General features: G+C 45.2%; 25 protein-coding genes. 17 read left to right on the top strand and 8 right to left on the bottom strand.

Going from position 1 to position 18,504, the window contains the following annotated elements; genetic code table 11:
- Positions 1-22: 22 nt before the first annotated feature.
- From ERX55_RS00595 to ERX55_RS00585, 3 genes are all read right to left on the bottom strand, one after another.
- Positions 23-1,633 carry a b(o/a)3-type cytochrome-c oxidase subunit 1 gene (locus ERX55_RS00595; RefSeq protein ID WP_243721434.1) on the bottom strand — a complete coding sequence of 537 codons (1,611 nt, stop codon included), beginning with the start codon at positions 1,631-1,633 and terminating at the stop codon, positions 23-25.
- 119 nt (positions 1,634-1,752) lie between these two features.
- Positions 1,753-2,232: a cupredoxin domain-containing protein gene (locus ERX55_RS00590; RefSeq protein ID WP_208001489.1), complete on the bottom strand. Its 480-nt coding sequence runs from the start codon at positions 2,230-2,232 to the stop codon at positions 1,753-1,755.
- 12 nt (positions 2,233-2,244) lie between these two features.
- Positions 2,245-2,415, bottom strand: a complete 171-nt coding sequence (locus ERX55_RS00585; RefSeq protein WP_133450645.1) for a cytochrome c oxidase subunit 2A — start codon at positions 2,413-2,415, stop codon at positions 2,245-2,247.
- Between the two features lie 120 nt (positions 2,416-2,535).
- Here ERX55_RS00585 and ERX55_RS00580 point away from each other — a divergent pair, with 120 nt between their 5' ends.
- Genes ERX55_RS00580 through ERX55_RS00570 form a run of 3 tightly spaced genes read left to right on the top strand, consistent with a single transcriptional unit; the run spans position 2,536 to position 7,535 of the window.
- Positions 2,536-5,916 carry a dynamin family protein gene (locus ERX55_RS00580; RefSeq protein WP_133450644.1) on the top strand — a complete coding sequence of 1,127 codons (3,381 nt, stop codon included), beginning with the start codon at positions 2,536-2,538 and terminating at the stop codon, positions 5,914-5,916.
- On the top strand, positions 5,897-6,661 hold the full coding sequence (locus ERX55_RS00575) for a sulfurtransferase (RefSeq protein ID WP_133450643.1): 765 nt from the start codon (positions 5,897-5,899) through the stop codon (positions 6,659-6,661). Before ERX55_RS00580 ends, ERX55_RS00575 begins: the two co-directional genes overlap by 20 nt.
- Before the next feature lies 1 nt (position 6,662).
- Positions 6,663-7,535, top strand: coding sequence for a 5'-3' exonuclease (locus ERX55_RS00570; protein ID WP_133450642.1), 873 nt, complete (start codon positions 6,663-6,665; stop codon positions 7,533-7,535).
- A gap of 119 nt (positions 7,536-7,654) precedes the next feature.
- Here ERX55_RS00570 and ERX55_RS00565 read toward each other — a convergent pair whose 3' ends face one another.
- Complete coding sequence (locus ERX55_RS00565; protein ID WP_243721417.1) at positions 7,655-7,918, bottom strand: hypothetical protein; 264 nt, start codon at positions 7,916-7,918, stop codon at positions 7,655-7,657.
- A 156-nt stretch (positions 7,919-8,074) separates the two neighbouring features.
- Here ERX55_RS00565 and ERX55_RS00560 point away from each other — a divergent pair, with 156 nt between their 5' ends.
- Together ERX55_RS00560 and ERX55_RS00555 are read left to right on the top strand one after the other, a co-directional pair.
- Positions 8,075-8,323: a type II toxin-antitoxin system Phd/YefM family antitoxin gene (locus ERX55_RS00560; protein ID WP_133450641.1), complete on the top strand. Its 249-nt coding sequence runs from the start codon at positions 8,075-8,077 to the stop codon at positions 8,321-8,323.
- Positions 8,324-8,593 carry a Txe/YoeB family addiction module toxin gene (locus tag ERX55_RS00555; protein ID WP_133450640.1) on the top strand — a complete coding sequence of 90 codons (270 nt, stop codon included), beginning with the start codon at positions 8,324-8,326 and terminating at the stop codon, positions 8,591-8,593. It begins immediately after the preceding gene.
- A gap of 113 nt (positions 8,594-8,706) precedes the next feature.
- Here ERX55_RS00555 and ERX55_RS00550 read toward each other — a convergent pair whose 3' ends face one another.
- The 4 genes from ERX55_RS00550 to ERX55_RS00530 all read right to left on the bottom strand — a co-directional run bounded on the left by ERX55_RS00550 (position 8,707) and on the right by ERX55_RS00530 (position 11,363).
- Complete coding sequence (locus ERX55_RS00550) at positions 8,707-9,297, bottom strand: DUF2812 domain-containing protein (RefSeq protein WP_133450639.1); 591 nt, start codon at positions 9,295-9,297, stop codon at positions 8,707-8,709.
- Between the two features lie 2 nt (positions 9,298-9,299).
- The gene (locus tag ERX55_RS00545) at positions 9,300-9,602 is read right to left on the bottom strand and encodes a PadR family transcriptional regulator (RefSeq protein WP_133450638.1); all 303 of its coding nucleotides are present in this window, start codon (positions 9,600-9,602) and stop codon (positions 9,300-9,302) included.
- A 692-nt stretch (positions 9,603-10,294) separates the two neighbouring features.
- On the bottom strand, positions 10,295-10,681 hold the full coding sequence (locus ERX55_RS00535; RefSeq protein ID WP_133450636.1) for a ribonuclease HI family protein: 387 nt from the start codon (positions 10,679-10,681) through the stop codon (positions 10,295-10,297).
- 1 nt (position 10,682) lies between these two features.
- Entirely contained in the window at positions 10,683-11,363 is a 681-nt protein-coding gene (locus ERX55_RS00530; RefSeq protein ID WP_133450635.1) for a queuosine precursor transporter, read from the bottom strand.
- 133 nt (positions 11,364-11,496) lie between these two features.
- On the opposite strand from ERX55_RS00530, the gene ERX55_RS00525 reads away from it, so the two are divergent.
- The 12 genes from ERX55_RS00525 (at position 11,497) to ERX55_RS00470 (ending at position 18,501) form a co-directional block, all read left to right on the top strand.
- The gene (locus tag ERX55_RS00525) at positions 11,497-11,670 is read left to right on the top strand and encodes a zinc-finger domain-containing protein (protein ID WP_133450634.1); all 174 of its coding nucleotides are present in this window, start codon (positions 11,497-11,499) and stop codon (positions 11,668-11,670) included.
- Positions 11,671-11,680: 10 nt separating this feature from the next.
- Complete coding sequence (locus ERX55_RS00520; RefSeq protein WP_133450633.1) at positions 11,681-12,793, top strand: virulence factor; 1,113 nt, start codon at positions 11,681-11,683, stop codon at positions 12,791-12,793.
- On the top strand, positions 12,793-13,230 hold the full coding sequence (brxA, locus tag ERX55_RS00515) for a bacilliredoxin BrxA (protein ID WP_133450632.1): 438 nt from the start codon (positions 12,793-12,795) through the stop codon (positions 13,228-13,230). The genes ERX55_RS00520 and brxA overlap by 1 nt, the downstream gene beginning before the upstream one ends.
- Positions 13,214-14,032 (top strand): class I SAM-dependent methyltransferase, encoded by an 819-nt coding sequence (locus ERX55_RS00510; protein WP_133450631.1) that lies wholly within the window; start codon positions 13,214-13,216, stop codon positions 14,030-14,032. Before brxA ends, ERX55_RS00510 begins: the two co-directional genes overlap by 17 nt.
- Before the next feature lie 113 nt (positions 14,033-14,145).
- Positions 14,146-15,096, top strand: coding sequence for a thymidylate synthase (locus ERX55_RS00505; protein ID WP_133450630.1), 951 nt, complete (start codon positions 14,146-14,148; stop codon positions 15,094-15,096).
- Between the two features lie 7 nt (positions 15,097-15,103).
- Positions 15,104-15,583 carry a dihydrofolate reductase gene (locus tag ERX55_RS00500; RefSeq protein ID WP_133450629.1) on the top strand — a complete coding sequence of 160 codons (480 nt, stop codon included), beginning with the start codon at positions 15,104-15,106 and terminating at the stop codon, positions 15,581-15,583.
- Positions 15,583-16,305, top strand: coding sequence for a lysophospholipid acyltransferase family protein (locus ERX55_RS00495; protein WP_133450628.1), 723 nt, complete (start codon positions 15,583-15,585; stop codon positions 16,303-16,305). The genes ERX55_RS00500 and ERX55_RS00495 overlap by 1 nt, the downstream gene beginning before the upstream one ends.
- Positions 16,286-16,816 (top strand): hypothetical protein, encoded by a 531-nt coding sequence (locus ERX55_RS00490; protein ID WP_133450627.1) that lies wholly within the window; start codon positions 16,286-16,288, stop codon positions 16,814-16,816. Before ERX55_RS00495 ends, ERX55_RS00490 begins: the two co-directional genes overlap by 20 nt.
- Before the next feature lie 5 nt (positions 16,817-16,821).
- Positions 16,822-17,361: a peptide-methionine (S)-S-oxide reductase MsrA gene (gene msrA, locus ERX55_RS00485; RefSeq protein ID WP_133450626.1), complete on the top strand. Its 540-nt coding sequence runs from the start codon at positions 16,822-16,824 to the stop codon at positions 17,359-17,361.
- Positions 17,342-17,770 carry a peptide-methionine (R)-S-oxide reductase MsrB gene (gene msrB / locus ERX55_RS00480; protein ID WP_133450625.1) on the top strand — a complete coding sequence of 143 codons (429 nt, stop codon included), beginning with the start codon at positions 17,342-17,344 and terminating at the stop codon, positions 17,768-17,770. Before msrA ends, msrB begins: the two co-directional genes overlap by 20 nt.
- A gap of 12 nt (positions 17,771-17,782) precedes the next feature.
- Positions 17,783-18,280 (top strand): PTS sugar transporter subunit IIA, encoded by a 498-nt coding sequence (locus tag ERX55_RS00475; RefSeq protein ID WP_133450624.1) that lies wholly within the window; start codon positions 17,783-17,785, stop codon positions 18,278-18,280.
- Positions 18,280-18,501 (top strand): YozE family protein, encoded by a 222-nt coding sequence (locus ERX55_RS00470; protein ID WP_133450623.1) that lies wholly within the window; start codon positions 18,280-18,282, stop codon positions 18,499-18,501. Before ERX55_RS00475 ends, ERX55_RS00470 begins: the two co-directional genes overlap by 1 nt.
- Positions 18,502-18,504: the final 3 nt, after the last annotated feature.

Below are 18,504 nucleotides of genomic sequence, written 5' to 3'. Positions count from 1 at the left end.
AACTCCCCGCAGGGAGTTTGGGTTACCAGAGTTTACCTTCACCGAAGCCTTTAGCGCCTGGCGGTGGATCAATAAACATCTGACTGACTGGAATAGTATATGCAATTAAGATTAACGCGATTGTAACGACCAGCAGGAACTTCCAGTTCTCAACCAGTTTAGTCGTTGGTAAATGTTCATCCATCGCTGTTGAGATAGGGTAAGGTTCATGTCCTTTTGGCGCGAAGAATGCCAGTCTGATAAAGATGATGACGACTAAGATAATGGAGACGAAAAGAATGGTACCGCCGATTGCCTGAATGATCTGGTAAGGAATCCACTCAGCAGCGACTTTTGAACCGCCGTACTCTGAATAAGTTGAGCGACGTGGTGCCCCAAATAATCCGATGAAGTGCATCGCACCAGACATGATGGACATACCGAGTGCCCACATATAGCCTTGAATCAATGCAAGCTTATTCAGCTGTTTTGTTAAGACACGACCCGTACAGTGCGGAATCAGCCAGTACATCGTGCCGAAGAATGTCAGGATGACGGCAGTCGCCACTGTTAAATGGAAGTGACCGGTAATCCAGATGGTATTATGAACGACCTGGTCCATCTGTGCTGAAGCGTTGACTAAACCTCCGGCACCGCCTGGAATAAAGGCAGCCATTCCGATGAAAGGCAGGACGAAACGTGCGTCGTTCCAAGGTAATGTTTTCAGCCAGCCGAGCAGTCCTTTTGCACCGGTTCTACGGCCGTATGTCTCAAAGGTTGCGAAGAGACTGAAGGCAGTCATAAGTGACGGAATGACAACCATGAATGTTAAAACCACTTGAACATATTTCCATGTCGCTTCGATACCCGGTTCCACTAACTGGTGGTGGATACCGACCGGAATCGAGAAGAACAGGAAGAGCATGAAAGCAAAACGAGCCAGGTTATCAGAGAATGCTTTCGTGCCGATAATTTTCGGCACGACTGCATACCAGGACATGTAAGCAGGTAACAACCAGAAATAGACAAGTGCGTGACCGAAATACCAGAAGAGCGTCCGGCTCAGTGTGACGTCGATCCGTTCTACGAGACCGAGTGACCAAGGAATCATCTGCAGAAGAACAGTGAGTGCGACACCGATAGAGCAGACAATCCACATGACGTTGTTGATGGTCGCCATATAACTGATTAAAGGTGTTTTCTGACCTTTATGCTCTTTTCTGTAACGGAAGTAGCCCATCATCTGACCGGCTGCCGAAATCCAGGAGCCGACAATCACTAGTGCCATACCGACATAGAAGATCACGTGCGCTTGCAGCGGAGCATAGAATGTATAGAGAACAGTCGCTTTGTTAAGCAGGACCATCGTCGCTGCCATCGCTGTTCCGATCAGCATCACCCAGAAGCCGGTCCAGCCTAAACGGCGTGCTAGAGGCGAGAAGGTACCGGTTGTTCTTGAGATAGCTGAAATCTGAAAGCCCATGATGAAGAACGTGGTCAGAACAAGTGCCAGGATAATACCATGAACGGTCAGGATCTGATAGTAACCGATGCCTGCCGGTAATTCCAATGTACCGGAACGGACAAGCGTCTGAACAAGACCGGCAAGACCGCCGATAATCAAGCAGACGATAGCGACATACATATGCGCCATAACCAACTTGGCATCTTTTGGATCCAGACGTTTGTTATCTTCTTTTTCGTTGACCTCAAATACCTGATGCTTGCGGTAGTGATGATGCTCGCTCGCATCACTTCTATAGATTACTTCGCTCATTTTTTATCAACCACCTTAATGTTGGATTTCATATCAGCGTGGCCCATTCCGCAATATTCATTACAAAGAAGGAGATATTCACCTTTTTTATCAAATGTCTTTGTGAATGTACTGATATGGCCGGGCACCACCATGAAGTTCACGTTTGTGTGTGCAATTTCAAAACCGTGGTTAACGTCTTTGGAAGTTGCGATGATTTTCACTTTAGCCCCTTTAGGAATTTCTACATTACCCGGATTATAGTTGAATGCTGAAACGACAAAGACCAGTTCATAATCCCAGTCTTTGCCTTCCACCTTATGTAATCCTGGATTTTTGAATGTTTCGTGTTTGTCTACAAGCTCCGGATCGACATATTCGCCGCCACTTGCAGCTGGCTCGTGACCTAAATGGATGGCCTGGACTAATATAATAACGAGGAATAAAACAAGTGACCCCATCCCGAGCCCTAACCAGATTTTCTCTAACTTATGCACAATAACCCCTCCTTAAATACGTTCGATGAATAGAATAAAGATTGAAAACCATAACATTACAAAGATAGCACCTAATGTTAAAACTGAGATCATTGTCCCGCGCAGATCCAGATCATCGTGTGAATCGTATTCAGGTGCCAGTTCCTGCTGCTCCGCTTGAATCTGATCTTTATCTTTAGCCATGTCCTTCCGTCCTTTCTAATTAACTTTTCTTTCTTTATAATAATAAAGAAGGCCAATTAATAATGTGATAAATATCACACTTCGCAAAATTTGTTATATTGTTCACAAAAGGGGATTACTATGAATAAAAAAGACCAGATCGATCAGCTATATAAACTAAAGAAAGAAGTAGAGAAATCGGATCATACACTGCTTGTCGGACAGATCAATGAAGTCATCAAGAAAGTCTATGAGGACAAACGGATCATCAGTTTCATCGGACATTTCTCGTCAGGCAAGTCTTCTCTGATCAATCATCTGTTAGGGGAAGATATTCTGCCGAGCTCTCCGGTACCGACGACCAGTAACTCAGCGCAGATTACGATTGCTGAGCAGGAAGAAATCATCGTCAATCTTGAGAAGCGGGAATATGCTGTCGTAACTGATTATGACGCAGTCAAGAAAATCAATACCGAGAATCAGCGGATTGAATCAGTCGAAGTCAGGAAAACCAGTCAAGACCTGCCGCTTGGACTGACACTGCAGGACACGCCCGGTATTGATGCCACTTTCAGTAACCATGAAGCGAATACGATGAAGTATCTCCTCACGAGTGATGTCATCGTCTACACAGTTGAATATAATCATGTGGAGTCTGAGAAGAACTTTAAGGAGATGAAGCGCCTGAATAGTCTGGGAATGCCGCTTATCTTCATCATCAATCAGATCGATAAGCACGATGAGAATGAAATCAGTCTCACTGATTTTGAAGCATCCATCCGGCAGAATCTGGACACTTGGGGAATTGAAGTGGAGAACATGCTGTTCACCTCCATTTATCCGCATGAACTTAATCAAGTCAATGAGCTGAAAGGTTTGCTGTTCAGTAGTGACCTCGTAGCGAAGAGTCATGAGACCTTCTTTGACCGGATCACACACTATATCACCACTGAGCAGCTCGCTTTCCTGCAGGCTGAACAGCAGGGCATACTGGACGAGCTGGGACTGGACGCGTCCTCTATAGAATCACAGCGTGCAGCCATTCTGGAGACGCAGTCCCTGACAGAGGAACAGGCTCTTTTCGAGACAGCTGAATCCACTGAAAACTATTTTCTTGCGAGTATCCGCAGCATTCTGAAGAACGCCTACCTCATTCCTTTTGAGATCCGCGAAGAAATCAAGACACTGCTGGAAGTCTATTCACCGGACTATAAAGTGGGCGGCTTCTTCGGCAAGGACAAGAAAAGACAGGATATACGGAATCAGCAGATGACGGCTGTCCTTAGCGACTTGAATGACTCGATAGATAAGCAGGTCAATTTCCATATCCGTGCACTCTATGACCAGCTTGCGAAGTATACGGCAGGAGAGTGGCTGCATGAGGTCAGACATTATAGGTTTGCGCTGCAGGCGGAGGACCTGGTGTCACTGATGAATAATCAGGCGATGGTGACACAGGATTATGTCCTGAATTATACCGACCAGTTAAAGAAATATGTGGAGCAGGCAGTCGTACGGGAGAACAGACCTTATATCGAAATGTTCATAAAAAATCTAAATGTGTCCAAATTAAATCCAGCGGCAAATGAGTCGGCAGATCTGCTGGCACGCTACGATATGCTGAATGAGCTGATTGACTCGCTGACGACTGAAAACTATCGTCACTATTATATTCATGTCGATGAATCGATTGACCGCCTGATTGACCGGACAAAGGTGACACTTGAACTGATGGATCAGCAGCAAGTAAGAAAACAGGAAAGAAGACGTCTGGAGCGGAAGGAGAGTCATCTGGAAGAGGCCGTCAAACAGCTTGAGACATTCAGTCAGATCAGCTATTTCAGTGATATGACTGCCCGTCTGCATAAACAATTGGCGCGCATCCAGCATGACGTGACACGTATTGTGGTCTTCGGTGCTTTCAGCGCGGGGAAAAGTTCACTGATCAATGCACTCCTTGGCGACCACTATTTAATCTCCTCACCGAATCCGACGACAGCGGCCATCACTGAACTCAGCTACGGCCATACCCATCAGGTGAAATTCAAGTCGGTCGAGATGCTGCTCAATGAACTGAATAAAATCGGCCGGACAATCGGTATTGAAGCAGATGATGTAGACACCTGGCTTAGACTCTACAATAAACAGCAGCCTGAGCTGGACCATCAGTTCAAGAAGTTCATCGAGGCACTGAATACGAACTATGCCCATTACCTGCCCGTTCTGAGGGAAGGCAGCATGAAAGAGATACAGGATGATGAAATTGAGATGTATTCAGCGGTCGATTCACATTCTGCCTTCGTTGACCGGCTGTATCTGCAGTATGAGATTGACTTCCTGAAGGACAAAGTGATCATCGACTCGCCGGGCATCGGCTCAACGAATATGCGTCATACGAATGAGACGACGGAGATCATCGCGGACAGTGATCTCTTGATCTACGTCTCCTATTTCAATCATGTCTTCACGGAGAACGACAAGCAGTTCATCAAATATCTGGCGGACCTGCAGATTTTAAGTGCAGACAGTGAGACTTTCTACGTCATCAATGCGACTGACCTTGCACGCAGTGAAGCGGAACTGGAGCAGGTGAGAGATTACTTCGATTCTGAGCTCAGTCAGCTGAATGTAGATTCTGCGCTGTTCGGTGTCTCAAGTAAGCAGGCACTCGTCAGAAGAGATGAGCAGTTCAATGAGTTCGCGGCTGCCATCCAGCATTTTGCGGATGTGGACAGCCGCCAGCAGAAAATGACGCAGTTTGAGAATGGCGTTAAGCAGCTTGAGGCACAGGCGCAGTATATTGTCAGTCACGCAGAAGAAGCGAGACGGGAGGAAGCGGCCCGTCGCACATATTATGCAGAACTGAAAAAAGAACCGCCGTTCAAACCTGGTCATGTGCAGCAGGGACTTGATAAAGTGCAGCAGGAGCTGAACGAGCAGCTGACCTTTATGAAGGACCGCTTCCGCATCCAGCTGTATGACCTCATTAAGATTTATTTCAATAAGCGTCAGGTGGACGAATCCGGCTACATCGGTGAACTGGCCAATAAGCTTGAAGATGAGGGCTCCATGATTGTGCCGCGGCTTAACTATATCTTCAATCAGTCACTCATCAACCAGACAGCAGTCATCAGACAGACACTGGCTGAGCAGCAGCTGATAGTCGCCCTGGATGATATCAGGCTCCTGCCGGTCGGCCAGCAATATATGGACGCAAGACTTGAGCCTCTTAAGATCAAGGTGACGAACAGAAATCTGAGCAGAAAAGAATCTCTTGAAGCTTTGTATGAGGCCATTCATGCTGAGTCGATGGCGCGACTGGAGGAAAAACTGCAGCACTTCAGTCAGATTATCAAGACCGCACTTAGTGAGCGTGAACCTGAAGTAGCCGCAGAATGGGACACGTATAACGAGGAGCTGATGACAGATATTGCAGAGCGGGAGCAGCATATTATAGACGAGACAGTCGTCAATGAAATCAGACAGGTGATGGAGGGATCATATGCAAGTGTGGATAGATGAAGAGGAAATGGATTACAGCAAGCATCAGTTGTTTGACTGCCGGAATGTGATGGATGATCTGGAGAAGAGTCTGGCAGCCTATAATGAACAGCATATCGAACATGCCATCTTTGTGCCGGGCTATCCGGTGCTCTATGACAAGAATAAGCCGGAGGAAGGACGACACCCGCTGCCTGATATGGCACTCGTCAAGTCGTTCATCGACCAGTACAGCGCCGGCCGGATACCTGTCGCCTATGACGTGGCAAAAGGCTTTATGGCGACGCGCTTCTTTTTCCTGTGTGACCTACTGGATATCAACTGTCTGGTATTGAAGCAGTCATACGATGAATCGACCATTGCGAAGACGTCAGGAAATCTGCGAATGGAAGATATCCGGCAGCTGGAAGCACTAAGAAACAGCGAACAGCCCCGCATCAATCAGGACTTGATTGCCAGCCGTGATGAAGTGAGACATACCACTGCCACTCTCGTGGATGCACGTGCGAACAAGCGCTTCCTGGGAGAGGAGGAGCCGATTGATGTGCAGCCGGGCAGAATTCCGGGCGCCGTCAATTTCCCTTATGAGAAAGTGTTTGATGACCAGCTGCCGGCTGCTGACACTGCCATCGTCTACTGCGGCTCGGGACTGTCAGCAACACCCGTCTATGCAGCGCTGAGAGCAGCAGATCAAAAGGTGAAGTTATACCCCGGCAGTTATTCGGAGTGGATCTTCCATCATCCAGAGGACATAGAGAGAGGTTAATATGGAGAATTTACTAATAGTCGACGGGATGGCACTCTTATTCCGTCATTACTATGCGACAGCAATGCACCAGCAGTTCATGCGTAACAGTAAGGGCATTCCGACAAACGGCGTGCAGGGCTTCATCAGGCATGTGGCCACAGCAGTACGAAACACGGAGGCACATCACGTTATCATCGCCTGGGATATGGGTGCCACCACTTTCCGTAACGACATATCAGAGACCTATAAAGCACACCGCGTCGCACCGCCAGATGAGATGAGCCCGCAGTTCGCTCATGTGCAGCAAGTGTCTCAGGAGCTCGGGTTTCATAATATCGGTGTCCGCAACTATGAAGCGGATGACGTCATCGGTACGATCGCCAAGCAGCTGGAAGGTGACTATCACATTAAAATCGTCAGCGGTGATAAAGACCTGCTGCAGCTTTTAGACGACCGCATCGAAGTCTGGCTCATCAAGAAAGGCTTCACAGAATATAATGTCTATACTAAAGCCCGGTTCAGGGAAGAATACGGCCTGGAACCCGGGCAGCTGGTCGATGTCAAAGCCTTTATGGGTGACACGGCAGACGGCTATCCGGGTGTCAAAGGCATCGGTGAGAAGACAGCCATCAAGCTCATCCAGCAGTACGGCACAGTCGCTAATGCAGTAGACCATACACATGAACTGCCAAAAGGACAGCAGACTAAAATTGAGACGTATCACGATGACTTGATGATGAGCCTGAAGCTCGCAGCCATCCATACAGAAGTGCCGCTGAATTATGAGGAGATCAAAAACAGCATGCCATACGTGACAGATACAGTAAAAATGTGTGAAGTATGTGATCAGCATGAGCTGAAAGTCGCGAGGAACTATTTGATGAAGCTGTAGAGAATACGGCTTATATTTTAGCTTGCACCCGAAAAAATAAGACATATAGAAAATAGACAGCGCGAAAGGCTGTCTATTTTCGTTTCTCATTGATTGTTCACTGGTACGTCATAATGGCGCTAGTCTTTCTTCTTGATGAAATTTCTAATCAAAATAACTATGACAACGATGATAATTAAAACGATAATGGGGTTGAATGATTGAAGAAAGGCCTTACCAGCTGTGAAGTCCATCATAAAGAAGCGGATGCAGAAGAGCAGGACTGAGGCAATGATAGATGTATATATCACGTAAACTAAATCAGTATCTTTAATAATCATATAAATTAAAATGATGGATGAAATAATAGTGACAAGTCCAAGCAGGATATCTGGAATACTCATAAATCCTCCTGTTTCATTCTGGTTATTTACTAAATATTGTAACATGATTATCTTCGAATTAAAAAGTGTATATTAATTATTTGTCTTATAATAGACTCACAGTTGCTTAGTTGTACAATTACTTCAACAATGATAGATGATAAGGAGGTATACAAGGTGACTGTTAAATCTTATTCCTACGTCCGTGAACATTTTAAGGAAATCATCAATAAAGTGAATGACGATAGTGATGTAATCACAATTATGACAAAAGATCGCAATGCTGTTATCATGTCAGAGGATAGCTATAATGAAATCATGGAGACACTATATTTACAGCAAAATCCAGCAAATGCAAAACACTTACTGGAATCGATAGAAAACTTAGAACGCGGAAATGTAAAAACAAAGGAAATATTAATTTAAATGGCTAAACTGAATATTACCTTTTCGCCACAAGCATTTGAAGATTATGAATATTTTCAGTCGAAAGATAGAAAAATGGTTGAAAGGATTAATGAGCTATTAGAAAATATTTCTAAAGAAGGTGCACTGGATTGTATAGGTAAACCCGAAAAGTTAGTAGGCAATTTTTCTGGCTATTACAGCAGGCGTATTAATCAGGAACATCGTTTAGTTTATACAATAAATGATGACGCAATATTAGTGGCATCCTGCAGGTATCATTATAAGTAATTAGGCCGATAAAATGGAGACAAACTTATTTCACTCAGCGCTATAATGACATATATTAATTTCTTAGAAAAAGAGGCAGACAATTTACTTGTCTGCCTCTTTTAACTTTTTCTTTAATTCAGATTTGATTCAGCGTCCTTCTTCAATTTATAGAATTTATAATAGCTATTCGAAAAGAAGAAGATGAATATAATCAATAAAATTGGAAATGATATCCGCAGTAAAGCGAAGGGCAATTCAAACAGAAACGCTTTCCAGAACATATCTGCTGGCATCTTCCACAACCCGGGCGTTAAGAATAAACCGTTAAAATAAGGTGCGCTCAAATAATAGTAGAATAGAAAAAGAATGACCATCATACCAGTATAGTTCATCATTCTTTTATAGTATTGAACTTTAGAGAAACTATCAGAGTTTAGTACATCGTTTCCTGAACGGAGTCGTTGCCAGATGTGAATGCCTGTCAATCTGCTGCCACTGACTAATACCCATCCCATATCTTCGTGAATAATCAAATATTCTTTATAATCCTTCACTGAAAGATGATCCTGATAATCCAATCTAATCACATAATCCTCTTTTGTCTTCGCAAAGGTATATCTATCAAGAGTTGATTTCTCAACCAGATAATAACCTTGGGACAAAATATGATTCAGCCATTCTTCCTGCTTTATGGGATCAAGAAACCATTTTGTTATTTTCATTATTAATCCTCCATTTCATACAGAGATAAAATATGATTTAATCGATTTTTTTCATGTTCTAAAACGTTTAATCCTTCGTGAGTAATATGATAGATTTTACGTCTATCTATGATATCAATCTGTTTAATCCAGTGATGCTTTGATAGGTTATCCAATGCTCCATAAAGAGTGCCAGGAGCCAGTATCACGGTCATCTCGCTCATATCCTGAACTTCCTGCATAATAGCATAGCCATGTTTCGGTGTACGTAATGCGAGTAAAATATAGTGCATAGTTTCAGATAAGGGTAAAAGTTTATGTTTCATAATTTCTCCTCATTCAGTTTGACTAGTCAGTTGAACTTACTAAAAGAATAACAGATTTTGTTATACAGTTCAACTGAATAATAAAATATTTTAATTTGATAATTTATTATCGAATCTCAAAATTGAGAGCAACATTTATTTAATCTATTTTTCAAAAATTTAAAATTCTTATAATGAGTTGAAACTTTACATGTCCGCTGGAAAAATGAATAGAGGTGCTACTTGTTAAATCATAAAGTGAACAATCGATTAGCTGCAGGTTCTAGGCATGTGATAATGATAAATGATGGTTTATCTGTGAGGGCTTTTGATCGTAATAAAAACAAACAATGCAACGCGGTTATATCCATTCTTTTGGATTAACTTCAGAAGGAAGAGTGAGAGCAGCAGATGACAATAAATATAATCAATGTGATATAAGCGAGCGGGAGAATATTGTTTTCATTTCTTGTGGAAGTTATCCTTCTGTAGGTCTTACTAAAGATGGAAGTGTGGTAGCTGCAGAATTATCGAAACAATTTATTTGCATTAAAATCTAGCTAATAAAAAATATTAACAGAGTCCATAGCTAAGCTGGAACAAGGTAGTATAAAACTTAAAGATTTATAAGATAAGTGACTAATTTGAGTTCATTTTATTCTGAATAATAATGAATGAAAATACTTACATTAAAAATAGGACGCCGAGGCGTCCTATTGCTGTTTAAGATAATGTCTTGCCACGTGATCTGCATGCTTGTTCTGGTCACGGGGTATCCAGTCGATAATGAGTAAGTCGAACTGATTTTCAAGCTGCTGATAGGCTTTAAGGTAAGGCTTGAACTTAGGGTTCTTGACGAAGTTCTTATTGATGGAATCAACGACAATCCTGGAATCTGATTTCAGGATGACGGATGTGATATTCAGTGCCAGTGCTTGCTTCAACGCCTCAATCAGACTGTTCCATTCCGCTTCGTGGTTCTCCATCTCACCTAAATACTGTCCGAATTCAAGTACTGAGTCATCTGTCCTGATGACGTAACCGATACTTGATTCAAAGGGATTCTGTCTGGTCGCCGCATCGATGAAGATCTGCGCCATATCAGTCGACGTCCTTGGCGAAGGATTTCGCGATATAGCCGAACGGGACGTTCAGGAGTGTAGTCATCAGCTTGAATAAGTAGGTCGTCACAAAGATCTCAAAGACGACTGCACCCGGCATAACACCGTAAAATGCGATGATCGAGAATAATGCAGTATCGATGAGGGAGCTGATGGTGGTGCTGCCGTAAGCTCTGATGTAGAATGTCCGGTCGCTTGAAAAACGCTTCTTAATCCAGTTGAAGATGTAGACATCGATATACTGACCGATAATATAGGCGATGATAGAACCGATGGCAATTCTCGGCACCAGGCCGAAGAGCGTCTGCATGCTGTCCTGGGCGATATCTGACTCAGCCGGCGTGAAGGCCAGTGAGATAGACATCAGGACGACCATGACGATGACAGATGCAAAACCGAGCCATACTGCTTTCTTGGCAGTCGCACGGCCGTATATATCATTCAGCAGGTCAGTGGCCAGATAAATCGATGCGAATAAGACATTGCCGAGGGTTGCAGTGATGCCGAAGATTTCAACGGTTTTTGTCACCTGTATATTGGCGATGACCGTGCCGATAGCGACCCAGACGAAGAGTCCGTTCTTTCCGTATAGACGGTACATGAGCACAAGCAGGATGAAGGTGGCGAGAAAGGCGACAACCGCCCAAATTTCATTTGTCATCTGTGTACCTCCTCTCTTAAATTTCAACTTTACAATTATAGGGGATGGCGCGTCTTTAGACAAGCCTTTTATTTGTAGACGGACTGTTTGAAAGTCTAGTTGTTTGTGCCTATAATAGGAATGAGGTGAGAATATGAGGATGATTGACACCGTCCACAAAATCAATCAGCTTGAAGACCATTATTGTCACCAATGTCTGATTAAACAAACGCTGCGCCAGGAAAGCAAGACGAAGGCACATCATTACTGTATATCCAAATGCTCAGTTGGTCTGCAGATCAAGCAATGGGGCAATAATCTTCAATAAGGAGAAGACGATGAAAATCATAAAAATAGAACCGACACCGAGTCCGAATACGATGAAAATTGTTCTCGATTTCAAGCGGGACGATAATAAGAGTCAGACGTACCGCGAGATAGATCGGAAGAATCCTGCCTTCATCAATGAGCTGCTGGAGATTGAAGGGGTGAAATCCGTCTTCCATGTCATCGATTTCATCGCGGTCGATAAAGCGCCGCAAGCAGAATGGGAAACACTCATCAACCAGATCAATCAGGTCTTTGATGCTGCGGAAAATGCTGAGCCGGTCATTCAGATCGATACGGGTGAGCATCAGGTTGAACTGCTGACTTTCAAGCAGATTCCTTATCAGATCAAAGTGAAGAGTCAGGCAGGTGAGAAGCGGAAGCAGCTGGATGTCCGCTTTATTGATGCGATGCTGAGTGCACAGAAAGAGGATGACAACGTCGTCTTCCTGCGTAAATGGCTGCCGTTTGGGGTCAGATATGGTGAGGTGGAAGACATCATCAGCTCTGTGCAGGAGGAAGTAGAAGCCCTGTTTCCGCCGCAAAGACTGCAGGAGCTGGTGACTGAAGGACTGGCACTTGATTACAAAGTGCAGCCGAAAGAACTGCAGCGCTTTACACTTGATGAATACAAGGCCGCTGACTGGCAGACACGCTACCGTCTGCTCGATCATTTTCCGGAACCGACAGTGGAGGATCTGCCGCTGCTTGCCGCTGTAATGCAGGATGAGAAACCCCAGCTCAGACGACTGGGTATTGTGTTTCTCGGCATGATTGGAACAGACAAGGTTCTGCCCTTGCTGCATGAAGCCATGCAGGATAAGAATCTGACTGTCAGACGTACAGCAGGTGATACACTCAGCGATCTTGGATTCAAGGAGAGCCTGCCTGTCATGCACGAAGCACTGAGTGACTCTAAGGCGACAGTGAGATGGCGTGCAGCGATGTTCATTTATGATGAAGGCGACGAGACAAGTCTGCCTTATCTGGCTGAGCATCTGGACGATCCGGCATTTGAAGTCAGCCTGCAGGCACGCATGGCGAAAGAACGAATAGAAAAAGGTGAAGCGGCTGTAGGCTCAGTCTGGAAACAGATTGCCAACCGCAATAAGGAGGAAAAATAATGAATGCATATGAAGATTATATGAAGCAGATGGCAAGACCGATGCGCGAGCAATTGACAACTGAAGGCTTTGTCAGTCTGGAGACACCTGAAGCAGTGGAAGATTATTTTAACGGGGTCCAGGAAGACGCGACGACTTTTGTAGTCGTCAACTCTGTCTGTGGCTGTGCCGCTGGTCTTGCCCGTCCAGCAGCAGTCGCAGTGGCCACTCAGAATGACCATAAGCCGGATCATTCAGTCACGGTCTTTGCGGGACAGGAACGTGAAGCGACCGCAAAAATGCGTGAATATATCGGACAGGAACCGTCCAGCCCTTCAATGGCGCTCTTCAAAGGTAAAGAACTCGTCTATTTCATGCCGAGACTTCATATTGAAGGCCGCCATGTCGAAGAAATAGCGATGGATCTTAAAGACGCATTTGATGAACACTGCCACTAAAGTCAGAATCACATCACCTGTCAAAACAGATGATGTGATTTTTTCACATATCGAGCAGGCTGCCGGCAAGCTGCGCGCCATAGGGGTCGAAGTCGAAATCGTAACGCGCGGCAAGAAGACCATCCGGGATTTCTTCAGGGTGGACGCCACCCCTCTCATTGTCATCAGTCATCAGCTGCCGCAGCTTTATTTCGACAGCGACTCCAAAATTGTTTATCATGAGAATACAACCCGCTTCAAAATAAAGGCATTTGAAAGACGGCATGAGATGCCACCCTTGATAGACATCATGCAGGTGGAGACAAGTGACCGGCTGACTATTGTGGATTCAACGATGGGGATGGGGAATGACCTTGTCCTGATGGCCAGTGTCCTGACACAAAGTCACTTCCATGCGTTTGAACGCCATCCGCTTATTTATTTCGTCATATCGGAGGGCATCGGTCAGCATCATCCTGCACTGCAGGAAAGAATTGTCTTTCATTACGGGACCGCTGACGCAGAGTGTCTGCAAGCTGCTGATATTGTCTATGCCGATCCGATGTTTGAAGAGACGATAGACCAGCAGTCAGGGATGGCAGTCCTGCACCGCGTGCTGCCGGAGAGCCGCAATGAAGATTTCATCCGCTACCTAGTAAAGTACAGCCGCTGCCTCATCTTGAAGGCACATTTCAGAAGCCCGCTTTTTGAGCGCTTTGATTTTGACGTCAAGGTCAGAAAGAGCACCAAGAGTCATTTCGGCATCAAAAAAAGCCGCCGGAGCGACTTATTCAGTGATCATCATACTGATCATATAAGCTAAAAGTAGGAATAAACCTGAAACAATCATCATTTCTTGCATGTGAGAACCCCCGTTTCACGTCATAATAACTTTATTATAAGCCATCCCCATCAAATTTAAAAGAGGTGACGTCTATGAATTCATTTGACCAAGTATACCATGAACTGTGCGAGGAAGTGCTGAAGACCGGCCGTTCTAAGGACGACCGGACGAATACTGGGACATTATCTAAATTCGGTCATCAGATGCGTTTTGATCTGTCGGCAGGCTTTCCGCTACTGACGACAAAGAAGGTGTCATTTAAGCTCATTGCGACTGAACTCATCTGGTTCATCCGGGGCGATACGAACATCCGCTACCTGCTGCAGTATAACAATAATATCTGGAACGAGTGGGCCTTCAAGAAATGGATTGAGAGCAGCGATTATGACGGCCCTGATATGACTGACTTTGGTCACCGCAGTCTGACGGATGCTGCGTTCAACCGAGAGTATCAGGAGCAACTGGCTGTTTTCAAGGATAAGGTGCTGCACGATGACGATTTCATGCGGAAATACGGTGACCTCGGCAATGTGTACGGCAAGCAGTGGCGCCACTTTGAGTCAGGCGGCAAGGTGGTCGATCAGCTGAAGGACGTCGTTGACAACATCAAGAAAAATCCGTCATCAAGACGTCATATTGTGTCCGCGTGGAATCCCGGTGAGATTGAGACGATGGCACTGCCGCCTTGTCATACGATGTTCCAGTTCTATGTGAATGAGGGCAAGCTCAGCTGCCAGCTGTATCAGCGGAGTGCAGATATTTTTCTCGGTGTCCCTTTCAACATCGCCAGCTACAGTCTGCTGACCCATCTGGTGGCCAAGGAATGCGGCCTTGAAGTCGGGGAATTTGTCCATACGTTCGGCGACGCGCACATCTACAGCAATCATATCGCTGCGGTCACCGAGCAGCTATCGCGGGATTCATACGAGCCGCCGACACTGGAGATTCATACGGATAAATCCTTGTTCGACATCGACTATGAAGACCTTGAAATCAAAAACTATCAGGCACATCCCGCTATCAAAGCGCCGATTGCCGTCTAAGGAGTATATGATGTTATCTATAATTGTATGTCATGACCAGAACAGAGTCATCGGACTCGATAACCAGATGCCCTGGCATCTGCCGGCTGATCTGAAGCATGTCAAGGAACTGACGACAGGCAATACGATTGTGATGGGCAAGAACACGTTCAAGTCACTGGGCAAGCCGCTGCCTAACCGCAGGAACGTGGTCCTCACACGGGATGAGTCTTTTGAAGCGCCAGGTGTCACCGTCATTCATTCTCTTGAGGAGATAGAGGCTCTGGAAGGTCACGTCTTTATTTTCGGCGGCCAGAATCTCTATGAACAGATGATAGACCGTGTGGATGATATGTATGTGACGGTCATCGAGCAGAAGCATCAGGGAGATGCCTTCTTCCCGGCCTATACATTCGACGAATTTGAAGTGAAATCTATAGTAGAGGGCAAAATGGATGACAAAAACACAGTCCCTCATAAATTCATGTATTTAGTAAGGAGAAAATAATGTTCAGATTAATACGGACAGTGGGTATTATTATCGGTTATGCCGCACTGGCAACGACGAAGCTTCAGCACATGAAAAACCAGAAAGAAAGATTGCCGACTGTGCACGTGCAGGACACCTATATCACGATGATGGCCAAAAAATGGGCAGGGCGGATTCTCGATTCCGCGGATGTGACGGTTGAAGTCACTGGACATAACGTCAATGACGATAAACCAGTGCTCTTCATCAGCAATCATGAGGGGAACTTTGACATTCCCGTGCTCGTGCATGCGATTGACAAACCATTCGGCTTTGTCTCTAAAATTGAAGTGAAGGATATCCCATTTCTGGATGAGTGGATGATGCAGCTGAACTGTATTTATCTGGACCGTTCAAATCGTCGTTCCAGTCTGCAGATGATTAAAGACGGTGTCGCTTCTCTTAAAGAAGGCCATAATCTGCTGATTTTTCCGGAAGGGCATCGCAGTAAAGGTCAAGGTCTGCAGGAATTCAAGGCAGGCGGACTGAAAATAGCGAAATCTGCCGGTGTGGATATCGTACCTGTGGCTATTTCGGGGACGGCAGCCCTTATGGAGAAATATAACAGTAAACGCATGGTGCCCGGTCATGTCAAAGTTCAGCTGCTTGATCCTGTACCTGCCACGGTTTTCAATGACCATTCCCTGGACGAAGTAGGACAGCTGGTCAGAGCGAGAATAGATGAAGCACTTCGTTCTTAAGGGCTATGCTGTTGCAGTCTCTGTTCTGCTGCTCGGCGCCATGCTCTATCTGATGACAGTGCTTAACGCTGAACCGCCGGCGATCAAAGTTCAGGATACGTCAGAGGCCGGCTCCGTAGTGCTGCCACCGAAACTGGTGGCGGGCGCTATTGCAGAGAGAGGCACAGAGGACATGAAGCTGACACTTAGAGGCGATAAACTGCTGATTGACCAGCAGTCCACCTTTCTTAGTCTGAATATTGAAACAAATATTTTGACGACACCTGTAGCGATTGGCGATAATAGACTCAGACTCGATATAGAAGAGATTGAAATTGGTGGTCTCAAACTCTCTGATAAGCAGAAGCTGAATCTTGTCAGACAGTTCGGAGATCTGCCGGACGGCGTCGAGCTTGACGTGACCCATCGATGTTTCTACTATCAGCTGGAACCGGTCCAGCTGTCAGGCGTGAAACTGATGCTGACCGCCATCGATCAGTCGGGCTGGCATTTTAAAATAGAAGAGGAGTGAAGTTCATGACAAAAGCAACACTTGCAGGCGGCTGTTTCTGGTGCCTCGTTAAACCCTTTCATCAGTATGATGGTGTAGAAAGTGTGATTTCAGGCTACAGCGGTGGACACGTAGAGAATCCTACCTATAAGGAAGTTTGTTCGAATACAACCGGCCACAGAGAAGCAGTCCAGATTACGTTTGATGAGTCGGTCATTTCCTACCGCGAAGTACTGGAAGTATTCTTCAAGACCTTTGATCCGACTGATGCTAAAGGTCAGTTCTATGACCGCGGTGAAAGTTATGAACCTGCTATTTTTTACCATGATGAAGAACAGAAAGAGACGGCAGAGGCATTGATTGCTGAACTGGACGCCAAACAGATCTTCAGCGGTAAAATTGTGACGCCGGTTCTACCTTATAAAAACTTCTATCCTGCAGAAGACTACCACCAGGATTATTACCTGAAAGATCCGGCACATTATCAGAACTTCCAGGAACGTTCCGGCCGTAAAGCGTTCATCGAAAAACATTGGGGGAATTCAGATGCTGAAAAAGAAGATTGATGATTTAAATGACATGGAATATATCGTGACGCAGCAGAACGGCACAGAACCCCCTTTCCAGAATGAATACTGGAATCATTTTGAGAAAGGGATCTATGTGGACAAAATCAGTGGCAAGCCTCTTTTCACTTCTGAGGAGAAGTTTGATTCAAGCTGCGGCTGGCCAAGCTTCTCCAAAGCATTGAACGATGAGGAGATTATTGAACTTGTCGATAAATCTCACGGTATGCTGCGAACAGAAGTCCGCAGTGAAAGTGCCAACAGTCACTTAGGCCATGTCTTCAATGATGGACCGAAAGAAACAGGGGGTCTGCGCTACTGTATCAACTCAGCGGCCATTCAGTTTATCCCGTATGATAAACTCGAGGAATTAGGGTATAAGGATATGGTTAATCATTTTAAACATTAAGGAGAGGTTTTAATGTTCAAAAAACTATTCGGTAAAGAGAAAGCCACTAAAGATATCGAGATTAAAGCGCCGATTTCAGGGCAATATGTGCAGATTGAATCGATTCCTGACCCGGTATTTGCTCAGAAAATGATGGGTGATGGTTTCGGCATTGAGCCGTCAGAAGGCCTTGTTGTCTCACCTGTAGACGGCGAAATCATCAATGTCTTCCCGACGAAGCATGCAATCGGTGTCAAAGCCGCCAACGACGTTGAAATTCTGATTCACGTCGGGCTGGAGACCGTTGCCATGAACGGCGAAGGTTTTAACACAAAAGTCAGCGTCGGCGATAAAGTTCAGGCAGGAGACGAACTGCTTGAGTTTGATATCAGTCTGATCAAGGAAAAGGCGTCTTCTACGATTTCGCCGATTATCATCACGAATGGCGATGTAGTCGAGCAGTTTGATATTGTGGCGCAAGGTTCATTGGTCAGAGGAGAGACAACGGTCGCAAAAGTGGTTGCGCAGTAATGAAAGACCATTCCTTCTATCAGTATGTCCTGACGCTTAGAGGCTCGAATGATGCGGAAGGGCTGTTTGCTGAGGCTGTTTTTGCTGACCTGATGTTTCCTAAACAGGCGCAGTCTTATCACGAATTATCCGACTATATTGAAAACTATGGTACGATGGCTATGAATCTATCCGTATTTGATGACCTCTTTCATGCCTATGAAGAATGGCGTCATTTTTAAGCA

Origin of the sequence: Macrococcus bovicus (genome assembly GCF_004359575.1) — a bacterium.
GTDB classification, from domain to species: domain Bacteria; phylum Bacillota; class Bacilli; order Staphylococcales; family Staphylococcaceae; genus Macrococcus; species Macrococcus bovicus.
This window is presented reverse-complemented; position numbering and strand designations above follow the sequence as displayed.